An 18,497-nucleotide genomic window follows, 5' to 3' on the forward strand; every position below is an offset into this window, starting at 1 on the left:
TATATAATTTAAAATGACCTAATATTTAACTTTTAGCCCTATGGTATAAATCCTGATCTGCGGAAATTGTGCAAATCTTCCCGATCCGGCTCTCTCAGGATCATTGCCCTCATATTTGGTCCAGGTAATCAGGTTGTCTCCTGAGGTATAAACAGTTACCCCGGTCGATCCGATTTTCTTTGCTATGTTTTCGGGTAAGGTGTAAGAGAGGTATAAATTCTTCAGGCGTAAATAAGAAGCATCCTGTAAAAAGTAGGTAGAGTTGTAACCCGCTACACCTGCATATCCGGTAAGGTACACCGCTGGTATGGTATTGCTTGGATTGGTTGGTGTCCACGCATTAAGAAATTTGGTTGGTGGAGCTGAACCTTGCATAAAAGGTTCGTAACCCCATTGGCTTACGTTAACTTTCTGCCCTTCTACACCCTGAAAAAATGCGCTCAGGTTAAATCCTTTCCATCCTGCATTTAAACTAAACGAATACGTGTAATCGGGAAAACTACTGATGCGGATCCTATCTTCGGGCCCAACAGTACCATTTCCACTTACATCTCTTATTTTTAGGTCGCCAGGTTTTAGCACACCCGAATTAGGTTGTTTAGGCGAGTTGTCTATCTCTTGCTGACTTTGAAAAACCCCAATCCAATCGTAAACAAAGAAATTGTTAAACGGTTGGCCCACTTCAAAGGTTCCGAGTGTTTCTGTAATTACTTTGGTTACCTTGTTTCTATAGCGGTGAAAAATAAAATTGGCGCCGTAGGTAAAGTCGCCAATACGGTTCTGGTGTCTCAGTTCAATTTCTATACCTTTATTAACCATGGCGCCGGCATTTACTGTTGGTGCAGCAAGCCCAAAACTTGTAGGAAGATCTGTGCGGGTTGCCAAAATATCGGTTGTATTCTTTCTATAATAGTTAATGGTTGCACCAAATAAACCTTTATATAAATCGAACTCCAGACCGATATCTCTAACAGATGTTTTTTCCCAGCGTAAATTCTTTTCTACCAGTCTGGTAAGTTGCACACCAGAGCTTAAGCTCGAAAAAGGATAAGTAGTAAGCGAAAGAATATCCTGATAAGGATAGTAGTTTAAATTTCCATTGGTTACAATTTCCTGGTTACCCAGTACACCATAAGAAGCTCTTATTTTTAAATTATCGATCCACGAAAAATTATCTTTAATAAAGCTTTCTTCTGATATTTTCCAGGCAGCCGATCCGCCGCCGAAAGTTCCCCAGCGGTATCTTTCATCTACCCTCGATGTTCCGTCATGCCTGATGTTACCTTCTAAAATATACTTTTCCTTATAGTTGTAATTTACCCTTCCAAACAGCGATTGAAGCGCCCATTCAAATGAATTGCCACCTAATGTTTGGTTAAGCGGCGAGCTTCCATCCAGTTCCATAATGGTGCTGTTCGGAAAATCGAACCTGCCGCCACTCAGGTTGGTACTTCTGTTATCTTGCTGTTCGTATCCGGCTAATACGCCAAAATTATGGTTGTTGGCAAAAACTTTATTGTAATTTAAGGTGCTGTAAAAAGTTTTGGTAATGTTCCTTGCCGAGCTTTGTTGAAGGCCGGCAAAATTCGAATTACCATTACCTACCTCCTGATAAACACCAGCGGCATTGGGCTGATAGGCAAATGAAGGACTTCTAAACTGGCGGTTCCTGAAATCCTGATTAAAGAAGGTAATTGCGCCTTTTGAAAGCCAGTTTAATCCCTTGATAATATTGATATCGATATAGCCCTGCGCATTTACGTTGTAGTTTTTTGTAAACTGAGAACCTGTATTGTACACTTCTTCGGGGGTACGGTTTGTTCCGCCGCTCGATACGTAATCGCGGGTAGCTACCCTGCCGCTTCCATCGGGTAAAAAGGGCTTAAAAGTAGGCGCTGCTGCATAAGCCAATAACAATAAATCATCGTTCACTAACCATGGAGCCTTTAAATCCTGAAAAGACATGTTAATGTTAGCACCTATTTTTACCCTCGAATGTACCTGTGTAGAAAAATCAAGCAAGCCATTGTATCTTTTGTACAAATAGCCTTTGGTAATACTGTTTTGATCGAGATAATTTAAGGAAACATTGTATGTGCTTTTAGTAGTACCACCCGAAAAACCCAGGTTATGGTTGTGGATAGGGCCTTTACCTAAAATATATTCCAGCCAGTTAAAATTAGGGTATTGTTCGTTGTTTGGATTGTTTCTGTAAGCATCTATCTGGGCCTGTGTATACTGTGCAGGCTGGCCACTCCTGGCTTTGGCCTGGTTATACATTTCCATGTAAGTAACCGAATTGGTAATCAGATCGGGCATTCTGGTGGCCTCGCTGGTACCGTAACTGCCATTATACTCAATAACATCAGTACCCATTTTGCCCTTTTTGGTGGTTACCAATATTACGCCGTTAGCTGCCCTTGCACCATAAATAGAGGCCGAAGAAGCATCTTTTAATACCGTTATGTTTTCTACATCTTGTGGCGAAAGATTATTGATCGAGCCTATAATCCCATCAACCAATACCAGCGGAGACGAAGAGGCACCATAAGAGCCAAGGCCACGTAGCCTGAAGCTACCATTATCTCTGCCGGGCTCGCCGGTTGGCTGTACAATATCAAGTCCGCTGATGCGCCCCTGCAATAAATTTGAAATGTTGGGTACAGGACGTTCGGTAATGGTTTTGCCCGAAACCGAGCTTACCGAACCCGAAAGGTTGATCTTTTTTTGCGTTCCATATCCCACTACCACAAACTCATCCAGGTTAGCTGACATTTCTTTGAGGGTTATGCTGATAAATGTACGGTTGTTTACCGCCACGGTTTGTGTTTCAAAACCTATGGCCGATACGGTGATTTCGTTTTCTCCGGTAGCCAGTGCCAGGCTAAAATTGCCATCCACATCGGTTGACACCCCGCGCTTTGTTCCCTTTATCAGGATGTTTACGTTTGGAATGGGTTTACCACTCACATCGATAACTTTTCCCTTAATATCTATTTTCTCTGCTTTTTCTATTACCCGCTCGGGCAGCACTTTCTGCCTGCTCAGAATAATAGATTTTTGTTTGATCTCGAAATCGAGCTTTTGATCTTTTAAGATAATTTTTAATGCCTCATTTATAGGCGTCTTCTCTAAATTAACCGATATTACTGCTGCCCTGTTTACAATTGAAGATTCGTAGAGCACAACGTATCCTGTTTGTTTTCTAATTTGTGAGAAAATGTTCCGCAGGTTTTTATTCGTCTCTTTCAGCGTTACATATTGGGCAAAGGTCGATGCCCTTATCTGCAGGATAAAGGTTGCCAGAATGACTAGAGTCAGTTTCATAATACGCAATGTGCGTTTAAATGTAATATCTTGAATACCACATTTAAACAGATGGATAGATTTCATAAATTTGTTTGTTTTGGTTGATTTACGAATGCCTTCTCATCGTCGAAAATTTGTAGGCAATCGTGTCTTAAACGATAAAATAATTCCATTTTAGGAGTGTAATCAAAACATCCAGTCAGTCCTGACTTAGTTCAGGGCTGATTGTTATAAATAGGTTTTTTTGGATATCTTGAATTACCGGGTGGTTTAATAAGCTTATTTCATAACAATTATTCTCCTTTCTTCTATTTTTAAGTGTATATTTTTTGTTGACTCCAAAATTTCCAACACCGTAGATACATTTTCGTACCTGGAAACCCCTCCACTATATAATTTATCCTTATCTACATCTTTTGCATATTCGATGTCTAAATTATACCATCTCGATATCCGGCGCATAATGCTTTCTAAAGGTTCATCTTCAAAAAGAAAAACCCCATCTTTCCATGCTACTGCATCATCAGCATTTACATTACTCAGGGTAAATTTTCCTCCTTTATCAATTGCTGCCTGCTGATCTGGTTTTAACATATGGCTTATCGGTCCCTGTTTAACTTTCACGCTTCCTTCTAACAGGGTGGTTGTGGTTGCAGGCTCATCAGCATAGCTGTTGATATTAAAATGGGTACCCAAAACTTCTACCTCCTGATTGGCTGTGCTTACAATAAAAGGATGCGACTTATCTTTAAAAACTTCGAAATAAGCTTCTCCCTTTAATTGAACCCTACGTACACCCTTATCAATAAGATTTGTAGAGTAAGTGATGCTGGATGCTGCATTAAGCCAGACTTTTGATTTATCGGGTAAAATAAGCAAATAGGTTTCGCCACGTGCAGTAGAAAGGGTATTCAGCATATTTTTTTTAGCGCTACCATTGGCTGTAGGTGCAAATTGATAAGCCAGCTGTCCGTTTTGCATTTTGGTAATGCTTACGCCGGTTTCTTTGGCTATTTCGCCATTTACTGCATCGCTTAGCTTAATCTTTTGTCCGTTGGCCAGGGTTAGTGTTGCCCCTGTTTTACCGGGAACTATATTTTTTACGGTAGGTTTTTCTTTTTGGGACGGAGGAGTGTTTGTTTTATAGTAGGTGATGCCAATACTCATTACTATAAATGCAAGTGCAGCGGCAATAGAGAAGCGTGGCCATAAACGACGCCCACGGTGTAAAGGTAAAGCACTTGAAAGGGCATTCATCTGGTTTTGCAGCTCTTTTTCGCTTAAGGTAAATTCGGGAAATTCACCAAAGTCTATCCAACTTTCAACCTGCTCTTTTTCAAACTGGCTACAGTTGCCCGACTTGTATTTCTCAAGGAGCTGCTTTGCGTAATGTTGATCCATCTACTAATTATATTTGGCTGTAATTAGTAGTTAGTCAGTTACCAAGCAATTTAGGGTTAGTCTTTTTGTAAAAAAAATTAAAGTAAAAAAACAATGCTCAGCATAGAGCCCAGTTTCATCTTTAATCTTTTGAGCGATTGGTACATATGGGCTTTAACAGTCTCTTCAGAAAGATTGAGGAGTTCGGCAATCTGTTTGCGGTTATAACCGTTTTTACGGCTCATTTCGAATACTTTTCGCATTTGTGCCGGTAGTGCATTAATTTCCCGGTCGATGAGGATTTCGAGTTCATGGTGTCGTACTGCATGATCGGTAACATCCTTTTCGCTTGATAGGTATAGGGTAAAGCTATCTAAATAACGTGCCGAAACATGCTTATGGGCAATGGCATTGGCTACCTTATTCCTCATGGCGGCATGCAGATAAGTAGATAATGAATGCTCGATGACCAGATTTTCGTGATTTAGCCACAAGGAAAGAAATACCTCATGAACAATGTCCCATACCTCTTCTTTTTCTCCAAGTCTGCGAAAAGCAAAGAGGTATAACAATCTTTTATAACGGTTGTAAACTTCGGTGTATGCCACACGGTCTCCTTCACGCAACAGCTGAGCGAGTAGTTGGTCGGTGTATGCGTTATACTTGGTCATTAACTCGGTTATCTATATATGATTGGATAAAAAACACATGATGCAGCAATTCAGAGAGGGGTAACGGCTGGTTCGTATGCGGTTAAGCCGCTTTTGGTAGCTTCGTGATTTATTTGGTTATACATGGCTCATATTGCTTCGAAGCAATAGTGTTAAATCAGCAGGATAAACTGACTTACAGTGCAATTAAATGATAAAGTTAGAATTAAAATTCAATTAAATTGGCAAATTATTACCTCTTATTGGTAAATATATTTGGGCTCTTGCTAGTCCGGATTGGTAATCCAGATCTATGGTTCTTTGGATTTAAAATCCATTTATGTCATCGTGTATTTAAGATTGTGGTTAAAAGACGGGATTACAAATCCCGACTAACTGGAAGATGTTGTATCATAAGTAGGCTATATGCCGGTGCACTTGTACTGTGTGTGGAAATATGATCTGATAGAGCTATGTTGCTTAGTACAAACACTAAAAAGGTTGTAGCCATAAAAATGCCCCCAATAAGTGTCTAACTTTTTGGGGCAGTGTACAGGACTACAACCTTTTTAATTATTGCCTGTTATGGTTATTTCCATTCTTTTTACTAAACTTTTTTCGTTAAAGAACGAATCAAGGCTCTATAAGGATTCTATGAGGTCAATTAAGGTAGTAAAAGCCATATCACGATTAAAATAGATCATGTCAAAGTATTACTAATAAAAATGATCTTCATATAGATTACAAGTCTCCTCCATCTCCCTGCCTCAATGGAATGAATCCTCCATCAAGATTTACCGTTACATTAGCTGGCGGTGTCCATGTTCTTATGGCTTGTGCTAGACTATGAGGATAATCACCAATGGTAGTTACAGTTGGTAATGAAATTCCGATTAAACCAATAGCCTCTTTGAAAAGGTGGTATCCTTCAAATGAATTAATAGTATAATTATGGCTAACTGTAGGTGTTTGTCTTTTTGATAAATAATTGAGAAACGGCCCGAGGAAAGTTGCTGTTTTCGAAATACTATACGTATACGCCAGGCCACTGGTATTCGTAAACACTCCCGGGTAACTCACATCTTTAACAATTGAATAGGTGTTAGGATAAAATGCAACTGCTCTGCTATATCCTCCATTTTTAATACCTAAAGAAATTACACCACCATATGGACCATATTCCAATATATATAATGTAATAACCGAACCTCCAAACTCTGGTGCCGAACCAACCTCATCAATTATGCTGGTTGTTGGCACACCATATTGAAGAATTGAAAAAGATTGTGGGGCTTCCTTTTTTGGATCATTAAGAACAGGTGCAGTAACTGGATATTTTGAAGGATTTGCTTTGGTAATCGAATCAATGCGTTTAGCTCTCTTGATATCTTTCTTATTCAATGCCAGTTCAACCGAATTTTGAGGGCATGCGTATGAGACAGACCACTGCCATATATCATAGGTCTCAAGACAAGCGTTAAAAGTAGTCGATGACATTTTTTGATTCAGACTGATGTTTTTAGTATCAAGTAATTCATCAAAACTGTCTTTAGATTTTTGACAAGATGCAATTATTACAATAAATGCAAAAACTGAAATTGTAATTCCAAAACTTAGGAGGTAATTTGATTTTTTCATGGTTTTTTAGGTAAGGGTTATACTTCTATTATTGAATTTTCATTTAATCAACATTTTTTTTACTTCATTTTTTATGCTATCTACTTCATTTGAAGGTATTTTTACTGGCATGGTCAATATTTCTTGCGCTACAGCATCTGCCTTCTTAAAATCTTTAATTTCGTGATAAAGCCTAAACAGATTGTATTTTGGGATAAATCTATTAGGTACCATAAAAGAAGCATCTTTGAAGATTTTCTCAGCATTATTATATTGTTTAACGGCCTGGTAAGATTTACCTAAGTATAGCATTACGTCTAGAGTGACAAACTTATTCCTAAGGTCTTCGAAGATTTTAACACTTTCTGGATACCGGCCATATTGAAATAATGTAACCCCATAATTGTAATTAAAAGCTGGCCGATGGTTTAATTCGTTAGATATTTCTTTATAAACCTTTAACGATATTTCGGGATGAGATTCCATGTGATTTATTGCTTTCTTCCACCTGGCAGTGGCATTGTATTGTTCTAAACTATAATAGAATAATAAAGAACATAAAATAAATAACAAACCTTTTATTAATAATGTAACCGATTTATTTATAGTTACGTATAAATTTAATTCACTTTCTCCGCTAGAGATATAGGCCAGGCACAATAGGAGGACCAAAAATATTGTCGTAGATTGAAAAGTAAAATAGACAAAAGCCGATAACAAGATTAAAGTTAAGGTAAAGAAAAAGGAATATTCATTCTTATTATGGATGTTTTTCGAAAATTTCCAGATTATTCTGATCGTTATAGCCAAACATAAAATACCCATAATGCCATGATCTACAAGTATTTTTAGGTATTCGTTAAGAGGTGAGGATACACTATCAGCGACCATCTTATATTTATAAGCGTCTGAAGATAGATTGTTTTTGAAATATGTTGCCTGTTGATCCAGATATGATTTTTCAAATCCACCAGATCCCCATCCTAAAATGGGTTTTTGCCAAAACATTTCAAAAGAATTTTGCCATATAAAAAGTCTGCCTAATGCTGATGGAACTTTTAAATATATCAAAGTTGTTATTAAGGCTGTTGAAAAAATAATTGTCGCTGTAAGCAGTATAACCTTATATCTACTTTTAGAATAAAAGCTTTTTATATATGTACGGAATAAAAATATCAAACTGATGCAGTAGAGAAATAATCCAGCTCGGGATTGGGTAGCTAAAACCAATAACAATATGAATGATAGCAGAAAGATATTCCAATAACTAAATATTGAATCTAACTTGTTTTTAGCCATGTTAAACCTTATAGGAAGGAATGATGCTAGATAAATAGAAAAAATTCCGGAATGCCTAAAACTTCCGCTAACAGTTAAAGAAATGTCTAAACCATTCAAGTAGGAGTAAAAAAACTGTACTGCTCCAAGATGAGATGTATATCAAATATTAATATAAAAACCTGAACTACAGAGGAGTAATTGTGTTTTATTAAATACTTGAAAGGAAAGTACATTATTAAAATAAAGCTTAATGATAACAAAGAATCATTAAGAAATAAATTTCCCTTCCCTATGTTCCAAATAATATGAATTATAAGAAACAGAAAAAAAAACACCACTCCCAGATCAATCAGGTTTAATCGTTTTTTTGAATCATTCAATTCTAGTATTAGTATAGGCACAGAGAATAACAATGAAATAAAAAAGAATAAATAAACATTTGGCAATGCACTCCATTGACTTATTAATGGGTTATTTAGGCAAGCTAAAACTAGCACAAGAAATAGAAATGCCTGAATTAAAACAACTCCTTTTTTAGATGTAAAAGAAAAATTATTGAGCATAATTCTTTCGTGGATCTAGAGACTAAAGTAGAACTTCGATAGTTCTCCATTCTGATAGAGATATTGTGATAATTTTGAGCTCTTGGCTGGAAGTTTTTTGATTCATTGAGGGCGTTTAAGTAATTTATTCTAAAGTAGCAAAAGATTGAACAATCTCCAAAATATCAGATACCTTACGCTTATGAAATTTATGGAATATGGAATCTTATTTTAATGCTATTGGATCCAGTTGAATTATTTCTTAAAAAACTTTATGTGTGATACATAACAACATTCATTTTTTTAGAAAACACTTATTTATCAAAAAAAATATCTAAGTTTTTTCCGAAAAACGATACGCTCAACTCTACTCCTTGTGAAAATCTCACTGCATTTGATAAAATGCTATATATCAATCTTACTGTTAGTTTTAACATTAACTTCTTGTAAGAAACATTCTTCTATAACTAAAGATGAAGAACTACCAGCTGAAACCCAGGTAGGAGCAAATACATTTGGGTGCCTTATTGATGGTAAGGTATACACGCCAGATGGTGTGATTGGTCTGCCGGCACTCACAGCCTCAATACAATCTGATATTTTATCCCTTTATTCCAGAAGAAAAAGCACTAATGAAGGAGTTGGTTTACCAGTTAGAAATATGGTAGCCACAGGCGAGTATCCAATTACTTCCGAAACGACGTATAGCGGTTTTGATGCTGCTTACCCTGCCATTGAAGGAAAAATAATCATCACCAAGTACGATAAGGTCAAAAATATTATTTCTGGACGATTTTACTTTACTGGCAAAAATGCCTCTACAGGAAAGCTAATCTCTGTCACAAATGGGCGGTTCGACATTAATTTCACGAACTAAAAAATACCATAAATATTTATCCAAAATGGTCTTATTTCTGTTATTGTTTAAAAAACTCTAGTTCTTAAGATTTTGAATCCATTTATGGCATCGTTTATTTAATATTGAGGTTAAAAGCCTGGATTGCAAATCCCGACTAACTGGATTATAGTAACGGTAAGGCTTACAGCATTGGAGAAGCTGTAATGAAGCGAAAATGCAGAAGCGGCTCGAGTGTGTAGTGAGGGGTATCCAATAGGGTGAACGTTGCCCACCCTATATAGATCAACCTTAAAGATAGCAAGAGAAATGCTTAAATATTTATTCTACGCCACCACCTAGCGATCGGTAGAGATCGATTATGGCATTGAACTGATCGCGTTTGATCTCCGTTCTTTCCAACTCGTTCTGTAAACTGTTGTTTTGTGCTACAATTACTTCCAGATAAGTTGCCATTCCGCTCTTAAAGAGTAGCATCGCATCACGACCTGCTTTTTCGAGCGCAGTCCTTTTTTCGTCAACAAGCAACGAACGTTCCTCTGCATATTTCGATTTCACTAATGCATCCGATACCTCGCCAACGGCTGTCATCACCGAAAGCCTAAACTGTTCTGCCGATTTCTGCTGTTCGAGTTGCGCAATTTCGTAGGCCGTTCTTAATTCCTTTTTGCGGAAGATAGGCTGAGCAATATTGCCAGCGAAGTTTCTTGCCAGCGAACCTGGTAGGTCAAACCAGTTATTAAATTTAAATGAGTTCATGCCTACAGAAGGAGTGAGGCTGAATGCCGGAAACATGGCTGCTTTAGCCAAGCCTGTATTGGCATTTGCAGCCGTCACCGCATATTCAGCAGCTTTAATATCTGGCCGGCGGGCAAGCAAATTTGCGGGTACCCCTGTTGGGAATAATTTGGTACGAACCAATTCAGCCCTGTCTGATGCTCTTTCAATCTGGTCTGGGAATTTTCCGCAGAGAATACTCAATGCATTTTCCTGTACTTCTATATTCAGTTTTGTTAAGGGAACAAGCAGTTCGGCCGTTTTTTTCTGTGCCTCTGCCTGGGCTACCGCCAAAGAATTAACCTGTGCTGATTTAAACTGGATACGGATCATTTTCAGTGTACTATCGCTCAATGCAGTGTTCCGCTCAGCAACCTTTAACTGCTCATCCAAAGTGATCAGGTTATTATAACTTTGTGCTACCTGTGCTACAATTCTGGTTCTTAAGGCCTCCAGGTTTTCTTTTTGCATCAGGTAGTTTGCTTTAGCCCCAGCTTTTTGCATTTTTACCTTGCCCCATATATCGGCCTCCCAGGATAGGGAAAGTGTGGCATTGAAATCATCCAGGTACCGCTCGCCCGTAAACTGTTGATTTAATGATCCGTTAAGCGAATTCTTTGAAGGGAAATTCCTGGATGCACCAATGGCCAGATCGAGCGAGGGAATCAACCCCAGCTTGGCCTGTTTGTAAGTAAGGTTAACCTGTTCGAGGTTTAACATGGCTACGGATACATCCATGTTTTTTACCACCGCCTGGTTAATCAGTTCAACCAGTTTTGGGTCCTGAAAAAAAGTTTTCCATGGCAGTAGCACCGTATCGCCGGTTACCGAAATTTGTTGCCTGTAAACCACAGGGGTTTCTATTGCCGGACGACTGTATTTTCTACCCACAGCACAAGAGCTGAGGTAAAGGGCTGTACCGAGCAGCAGATATATATTGATTTTAGCTAATTTCATTTTAAAATTTACTTTGCTTGAACCTTGTGTTCTTCTTTCTTTATTGATATCTTTTCTTGCAGGAACTGGAAAAGGATGTATAATAATGGAATTACGAATACACCTAATATTACCCCGCTAAGCATACCTATGGCAGCTCCGGTACTGATTGATCTGTTACCCATGGCAGAGCCACCTGTTGCGGTCATTAATGGGATCATCCCCACAATAAATGCGAGTGAGGTCATAATAATCGGGCGTAATCTTGATTTTGCCCCATCGATAGCCGATTCGACAATACTTAATCCCGACGCCCTTCGTTGAACAGCAAACTCTACAATCAGGATTGCGTTTTTGGCCAGTAGCCCCACAAGCATAATCAAACCTACCTGTACATAAATGTTGTTATCTAAGCCAATGGTCTTAATTGCTGCAAAAGCACCAAGTACGCCCGTTGGGATAGAAAGCAGCACCGAAAGCGGTAACAGATAACTTTCATATTGGGCAGCCAATAAAAAGTATACAAAAAGCAGGCATAATCCGAGGATCATTACCGTTTGGTTGCCTGATGATTTTTCCTCCAGGCTTAAGCCTGTCCATTCGTAACCATAATCGGTAGGTAATGTATTGAGTACGTTCTTTTCGAGCGTTTCCATAATCTGTCCGCTACTCGCATCCGGATTGCCCACCACACTGATGGTTAATGCGTTGAAAAGATTGTACCTGGATAATGATTCAGGTCCATATACCTTGTGCATTTTTACCAGGGATTTTACGGGTACCATCTGGTTCTGATCGTTGCGGACAAAGATCTCGTTAAAGGCATCTTCATCAGTTCTGAATACACCTTCGGCCTTAACGTTTACGCGGTAGAATTTTCCGAACCGGGTAAAGTTCATGCTCTGGTCGCCAGAAAAGTAGGTTTGGATGGTATTCATCATCCCACTGATATTTACGCCCATCTGGTTGGCCTTATCTTCGTCAACATCGAGTTCTAATTGCGGGTAATCGGTTCTAAAAGTAGTATAGGCGTACTGAACGCCTGGTTGCTGCATAATCTGGCCGATCAGCTTATCCGACATGGCTTTTAAAGCAGCAGGATCTTTTCCAGATTTGTCCTGAAGCACAATCTCTGATCCGCTGGTTACTCCATAACCTTCTACCGGAGGGCTTCTGAATGCCATAAGACTCCCTTCTTTAATTTCTGCAAACTGGCCGGTTAGCGAAGCCATGATCTGATCTATATCCTTTACTTCGCCGCGTTCTTCCTTTGGTTTTAACTTAACGAAACCCATGGCATAAGCAGGACTTGCACTGTTAGAGAGGATATTGAAGCCGGTAATCGAGGTACTTGTTTGTACTGATGGCGTTTTAGAAAGGATAGTATCAATTCTTTTAGTTACCGCTGTGGTACGGCCAAGGCCGGTTCCTGGAGGCATGCTCAAACTAAAGATTATAAAGCCATCATCTTCCATGGGTACAAAACTTTTTGGCGTACTCATCATCAGCCATGCAGCAAGGCCTGTAACTACGAGTACCAAACCGGCACCTAACCATTTCTTATTAATCAGAAATTTAAGCCCTTTGATGTATTTTCCCGTCAGGTTATCGAACCCCGAATTGAAGGCGATAAAGAAACGTTTCTTAAAACCTGGTTTTTCTGCTTTTTCTCCGTGGGCACCTGCGTGGTTATTTTTTAACAGCAGTGCGCATAGGGCAGGGGTTAAGGTTAAGGCATTAACTGCCGATATAATAATTGCGATGGCAAGGGTATAGGCAAACTGTTTGTAAAAAATACCTGATGAACCTGTCATAAAGCCAATTGGGATAAATACGGCCGACATTACCAGTGTAATGGAAATAACCGCCCCGGTAATTTCGCCCATGGCACTGTGGGTAGCTTCTTTACCGGTCATATCCGAACCTTCCATTTTTGCATGCACAGCTTCTACCACTACAATGGCATCATCAACCACAATACCAATGGCCAGCACAAGTGCAAACAGGGTAAGTACGTTAATGGTAAAACCAAATGCCAGCAGGAAGAAAAATGTGCCCAGTATGGCAACCGGAACCGCAATAGCCGGAATAATTGTTGAACGCAAATCCTGCAAGAAAATAAACACTACAATGAAAACCAGTATAAACGCCTCAATGAGGGTGTGTTTTACCTGACCTGTAGCCTCATCCAAACGTTCTTTGGAACTTAATAAGCTGGTGTGCGAAATGCCGGGAGGAAATGATTTTGCCGCTTTTGCAAGTTCGGCCCTTACACCAATTTCAATCTCGTTTGCATTTGAACCTGTAGTTTGGAGAATGGCTACGGTAACTGCATTTTTTCCGTTAGAGGTAGAGTTACCGCTGTAGCTCAATGAACCAAACTCTATCCTGGCCACATCTTTTAAACGTACCAAATCTCTGCCGTTCCGTTTTATCACAATGTTCTCGTATTCTTCGGGCTGGTTTTTCTTTCCTTTGTAGCGCATTACATATTCAAGTGCTGCGTCTGATTCTTCACCCAGTTTTCCGGGGGCAGATTCGATACTTTGGCTGGCAATGGCCTGGTTCACATCATCCGGAATCAGGTTGTAACTTGCCATTTTCTGTGGGTTTAGCCATACCCGCATCGAATAATCTTTTTGGCCGAATACCTGCGCCTGGCCAACTCCGGGCACTCTTTTGATGCCTGGAATTAGGTTAATGTTCACATAGTTTTGCAAAAAAAGCTCATCATATTTCTTATTGTCATCCGTATAGATGTTGAAGATCATGATCATACTGTTTTGCTGCTTGGAAGTGGTAAGCCCCATCCGAATCACTTCCTGTGGAAGGATCGGGGTAGCTTGTTGCACACGATTTTGCACGTTTACAGCCGCCTGGTCGGGATTAACGCCCTGTTTAAAAATCACAGAGATCGAGAAGGTACCATCATTACTTGCAGTAGATTTGATGTACTGCATATTCTCAACGCCGTTAATCTGCTCTTCCAGTGGGGTTACCACCGAGCGGATTACAGCCTCACTGTTACCTCCCGGATAACTGCCCGATACCATTACTGTAGGCGGAGAGATATCAGGAAACCTGGTTACGGGTAAGCGCGTTAAACCGATGATACCCAGAATGAGGAGCACCACGGAAATAACCGTAGCCATTACGGGCCTATCTATTATCTTTTTTAACATGTTTTCTTTTTTTAAGCTGATTATTTCTTTGATAAATCGCCTTTTGCAGGAGTTGGAGTTACTTTCATGCCATGGTTAAGGTTGTCGATGTTGTTGAGGGCAATCCTGTCACCTGCTTTAAGCCCCGAGGAGATGATATAATCGTTACCCGAATGGCCTGCAATTTCAATAGGTTTCATTTCTACCTGGTTACTGTCGCCAAGAACAAATACAAAAAGTTTGTCTTGAATATCTTTAACACCTGCCATAGGCACCCTTAAAGTTGAACTGATGTTCCGGCTCAGGATAATCCTTGCCGAGCCACCTGAACGCAGCATTTTATCGGGATTGGGAAAAATTGCTTTTAAGGCCATAGTGCCGGTAGATTGCTCGATGTTTCCACTGGCCAGTTCCAGGGTACCGGTATGGTCGAATATTTTTCCATCAGCCATTACCATATCTACCTTGTTGCCTGCGATACCCGATTTTTTGTCTTTGGTGTAAGAGATAAAATCGGCCTCACTCATAGAGAAATAAACAAAAACCTGATTGATATCAGATAATGAGGTTAATGGTGCAGTATCTGAAGGAGTTACCAGGTTGCCTATGCGATTGGGAATCCTGCCGATATATCCACTAACTGGTGCTTTAATTACAGCAAAATTTGCATTAATCTTTGATGAGCCTAATGCTGCCCTTGCCTGTAATACCTGCGCGGTGGCCGATTCGTATTGTGCCTGGGCAGTTTCTAACTGTAAAGGCGAAACAACTTTACCCTCAACCAGCGAGCGGATTTTTTCTACTTCTATCTTCGCTGTTGCCTGTGCTGCCTGCGCGGCTTTTAAACTGGCCTGACTGTTGTTTACCTGCTCCTGAAAAACATCACCCTTTATTTTAAAAAGCGCTTGTCCCTTAGTTACGTAGTCGCCTTCTTTTACATAAATCTGCTCCAGATAGCCTGATACCTGCGCTTTGATATCTACATTCACAGTACCTTCAATGGTACCCGGATACTTTTTTTCGAGGCTTGCAGCCGCTGGTTCAATGGTAAGGAAATCTACCTTGATGACCTGCTGCAGGGGGCTTCTTCTTGCTTGCTCCCGCATGATGCGGCCATTACCGATATCGCAATAAGCAGGAAAAACCTGACTATATTTGCTGCCTGAATCTTCTGTTTTATCATTTCGATATATCTTTTTTTACGGTGCAAAAGAAGATATAATGGCAAAGGTTTTTAAGTGAAATCTAACTCAAGTGTCTTAAATGAGGTTTGAAACGAAACCGTGTCTTCCTGAAACGTTATCTGATTATTCCACTTGTGCTCACAAATCAGCCTTTCTGATAACTAAAAAGAAATCCAGTCTTTTAATGATGCTGCTTTTTCCCTGCTAACAATTACCTCAGCAGTATTTCCTTTTAGAATGACTTTGAGTTTCCCGTTAAAATAGTTTAATATCTGTTTTACTGAATCGATATGGATAATAAATTGTCTGTTGGCACGAAAAAACAGTTTAGGATCAAGTTGTTGCTCCAGTTCCTCCATGGTATGCTGGAGGATGGCTTCTGCGCTGTTAAGCAGGTGTGCTGTGGCAATCCTATGTTCAAGAGATATGAAGCAGATTTCGTTTACCGGTACTACTTTATAGCCGTCTTTAAAGGGCAACAGAAATTTACTTCTAAACTCTTTTGGCCTTAGTAGTTCCATTAAGCGCCCCATTGTAGTGGTATCATAAGGGTTGCCCGAATGTGATCTAACCTTATTAAGGGCTTTCTCCAGTTCCTCGGTTTCGATGGGTTTGAGTAGGTAGTCAATGCCATTGTGCCTGAATGCCTGTAAGGCATACTCGTCATAAGCGGTGGTAAAAATAACCGGGCAGTTGATTGCTACTTTTGAAAAAATATCAAAGCTTAGTCCATCAGATAACCTGATGTCCATCATCACAAGATCGGGCGGGGGATTGGCATTAAACCAATCAACGCTGTCGGCAATACTATCTAATACGGTCAGAATATTGGCTTCTGGGGCCAATGTTCTAATTAGGCGTACCAAACGATCTGCATTTGGTTTTTCGTCTTCAATTATAACGAGTTTATTGATCATTGGCTATGAGATGAATGGTCACCTTAAAACTTCCTTCGTTGGCCGTCACAGTTGGGGTTTGTTTTGCCAGTAAGCTAAAACGGCGAATGATATTGGCAAGTCCTATCCCGGTTGATCCGCCAATGGGATGTTCTAATGGTATAAGTTTATTCTCAACTACAAGGTTATCTTTTAAAGTAGAATAGATATTGATTTCAAGTGGATTGTTTTTACCTGTTCGATTGTGTTTAATCGCATTTTCGATCAATAGCTGAAGGGTTAAGGGCGGGATAAGCAGCTGGTTAGCTGATTGATCAACTGCGATATTGAAGCTGACGCCGCTCCCGATTCGCTGTTCGGTTAGGAAGATATATGAACGGAGAAACTTCAATTCTTCTTCAAGCGGGATGAGATCTTTTTTCGAATTTAGCAGCAGGAAACGGTATACTTTGGCAAAATTCTCTGAATATTTATAACCCAGGGCCTGATCCTCAAGAATTAGCTCAGAGAGTACACTCAGGTTATTGAAAATGAAATGCGGGTCGAGCTGAAGTTTAAGCGCATTAAGTTCGGCCTCAACTGATGCCTGCCGCAGTTCGGATACACGGAGTTTCTGTTCGGTAACTTCAAGCTCAGAATTTTTCCAGTTGTTTACCATATAACTACCTGTGTTAACGCCCATAATGATGAAGGCAATAACAAGACTTACAATAATCCACTGTAATAGGTTTCTAATATCTTCTATCGACAGCTGCTCTGCTGCTTCTGTTTTGTTATAGATCAGGTACATGCAGATTACGTTCAATAAAATTACCGCAAACACTACTGCGATGTTCAATAAGGTTTCAATAAATAAACGCTTGCCTGGCTTTTTTGTCCATGGGATACGCTTGTTCAGTTTGTTGTGGATTACAATGGTGGCTTCGGCAACCAGAAAGCAGAACAAAAAAGTAATCAGCCATTCTGCTGCAATATCAAGGTGGCTGCGCTGAAAATAGTTCTGCCAGAATTTAGCATAGGGATCGATCAGAAAGGATACTAGGTAGTAAAGCACAAATGCACAAAAAAGAAAAAGAATCCTTCTGGTTTTATTACTCAAAAATGTTTCTGTGGCTATTGGCATCTGCTCTGCGTGGTTGTTTTCCTATTTATCGCTACAATAATAATGTATCTGAAAGATATTTGGAGCCATATGCTAATCAAAGATTTAAGATAAAGAATTTCCCTCAAACGGTTTAAAAGCAATTACATGCACCAATTCCCTTTCATCATGGCAAGCAAATTTTACTTTCAGGTTGTAATATATTTTCTCGTCGATGAATTTTATACCGAAATGTGCTTTAAGTTGTGGCCTGTTGATAATGCCCATTACAAGCCCCAAATACTGCTCAGCCACCTGATCAAAGCTATTGCTTATGGCAATAAGTTTCATTTTGCAGATTAACTTACAGGCAAAATCTTCATCGGGGATGCTCCTGAAACGTATATCTGAATGGTAATAGAGTAACCTTTCGCGTTTGTAGGCTGAAGCGGGCAGATAGATGGCTACCAGGTGAGTGTAGCCTAAAATTTCTTGTGTAAATGCTGATGGTAGCGTAAACTCCTTTTTAAGCTGTGCTACAGGCATTGAAAAAATTGAGAAAGGCAAGGTTGACTTACCGTTCGGGGTTTTGGAAAAAAACTGGTTCAGCCAGCCCGGATTTATAGGGCGGTATCCTGTTTTAAATTATTGCTCATCGTTATCTCCTGCTCAAGGTTAGTGATTTGGAATGTCCAATGATACGATCAATACTAGGATATTTTGATCAAAATAGAGCCGAACTGTTAAAAATAGTACCTTAAGCAGATCGATAGGTAACTGAAGTGTAGTTCTTTTTTCATCTAAAGAACATTCAAGCAATTAAGTTC

12 protein-coding genes are annotated in these 18,497 nt (G+C 39.6%); 1 reads left to right on the plus strand and 11 read right to left on the minus strand.

The window, feature by feature from the left end; genetic code table 11:
- Window positions 1-18: 18 nt before the first annotated feature.
- From G7074_RS14650 to G7074_RS14670, 5 genes are all read right to left on the minus strand, one after another.
- Window positions 19-3,327: a TonB-dependent receptor gene (locus tag G7074_RS14650; RefSeq protein WP_166209141.1), complete on the minus strand. Its 3,309-nt coding sequence runs from the start codon at window positions 3,325-3,327 to the stop codon at window positions 19-21.
- Window positions 3,328-3,588: 261 nt separating this feature from the next.
- Complete coding sequence (locus G7074_RS14655; protein WP_166209144.1) at window positions 3,589-4,710, minus strand: FecR family protein; 1,122 nt, start codon at window positions 4,708-4,710, stop codon at window positions 3,589-3,591.
- A 77-nt stretch (window positions 4,711-4,787) separates the two neighbouring features.
- Window positions 4,788-5,360: an RNA polymerase sigma factor gene (locus G7074_RS14660; RefSeq protein WP_124558452.1), complete on the minus strand. Its 573-nt coding sequence runs from the start codon at window positions 5,358-5,360 to the stop codon at window positions 4,788-4,790.
- 720 nt (window positions 5,361-6,080) lie between these two features.
- Window positions 6,081-6,977: a hypothetical protein gene (locus G7074_RS14665; protein WP_158673982.1), complete on the minus strand. Its 897-nt coding sequence runs from the start codon at window positions 6,975-6,977 to the stop codon at window positions 6,081-6,083.
- Window positions 6,978-7,016: 39 nt separating this feature from the next.
- Window positions 7,017-8,255: an O-antigen ligase family protein gene (locus G7074_RS14670; protein ID WP_166209147.1), complete on the minus strand. Its 1,239-nt coding sequence runs from the start codon at window positions 8,253-8,255 to the stop codon at window positions 7,017-7,019.
- A 900-nt stretch (window positions 8,256-9,155) separates the two neighbouring features.
- Between G7074_RS14670 and G7074_RS14675 the strand changes: the two genes are divergently transcribed.
- Window positions 9,156-9,656, plus strand: coding sequence for a DUF6252 family protein (locus G7074_RS14675; protein WP_124558454.1), 501 nt, complete (start codon window positions 9,156-9,158; stop codon window positions 9,654-9,656).
- A 300-nt stretch (window positions 9,657-9,956) separates the two neighbouring features.
- Here G7074_RS14675 and G7074_RS14680 read toward each other — a convergent pair whose 3' ends face one another.
- From G7074_RS14680 to G7074_RS14705, 6 genes are all read right to left on the minus strand, one after another.
- Complete coding sequence (locus tag G7074_RS14680) at window positions 9,957-11,369, minus strand: efflux transporter outer membrane subunit (RefSeq protein WP_166209150.1); 1,413 nt, start codon at window positions 11,367-11,369, stop codon at window positions 9,957-9,959.
- Window positions 11,370-11,377: 8 nt separating this feature from the next.
- A complete protein-coding gene (locus G7074_RS14685; RefSeq protein WP_166209153.1) occupies window positions 11,378-14,530 on the minus strand; it encodes an efflux RND transporter permease subunit in 3,153 nt (1,050 codons plus the stop codon).
- A gap of 20 nt (window positions 14,531-14,550) precedes the next feature.
- On the minus strand, window positions 14,551-15,615 hold the full coding sequence (locus tag G7074_RS14690; protein ID WP_166209156.1) for an efflux RND transporter periplasmic adaptor subunit: 1,065 nt from the start codon (window positions 15,613-15,615) through the stop codon (window positions 14,551-14,553).
- 239 nt (window positions 15,616-15,854) lie between these two features.
- Window positions 15,855-16,610 (minus strand): LytTR family DNA-binding domain-containing protein, encoded by a 756-nt coding sequence (locus G7074_RS14695; RefSeq protein WP_166209159.1) that lies wholly within the window; start codon window positions 16,608-16,610, stop codon window positions 15,855-15,857.
- Window positions 16,600-17,712 (minus strand): sensor histidine kinase, encoded by a 1,113-nt coding sequence (locus G7074_RS14700; RefSeq protein WP_166209162.1) that lies wholly within the window; start codon window positions 17,710-17,712, stop codon window positions 16,600-16,602. Before G7074_RS14700 ends, G7074_RS14695 begins: the two co-directional genes overlap by 11 nt.
- Window positions 17,713-17,796: 84 nt before the next feature.
- Window positions 17,797-18,216 carry a hypothetical protein gene (locus G7074_RS14705; RefSeq protein WP_166209165.1) on the minus strand — a complete coding sequence of 140 codons (420 nt, stop codon included), beginning with the start codon at window positions 18,214-18,216 and terminating at the stop codon, window positions 17,797-17,799.
- Window positions 18,217-18,497: the final 281 nt, after the last annotated feature.

This window comes from Pedobacter sp. HDW13 (genome assembly GCF_011303555.1).
GTDB lineage: Bacteria > Bacteroidota > Bacteroidia > Sphingobacteriales > Sphingobacteriaceae > Pedobacter.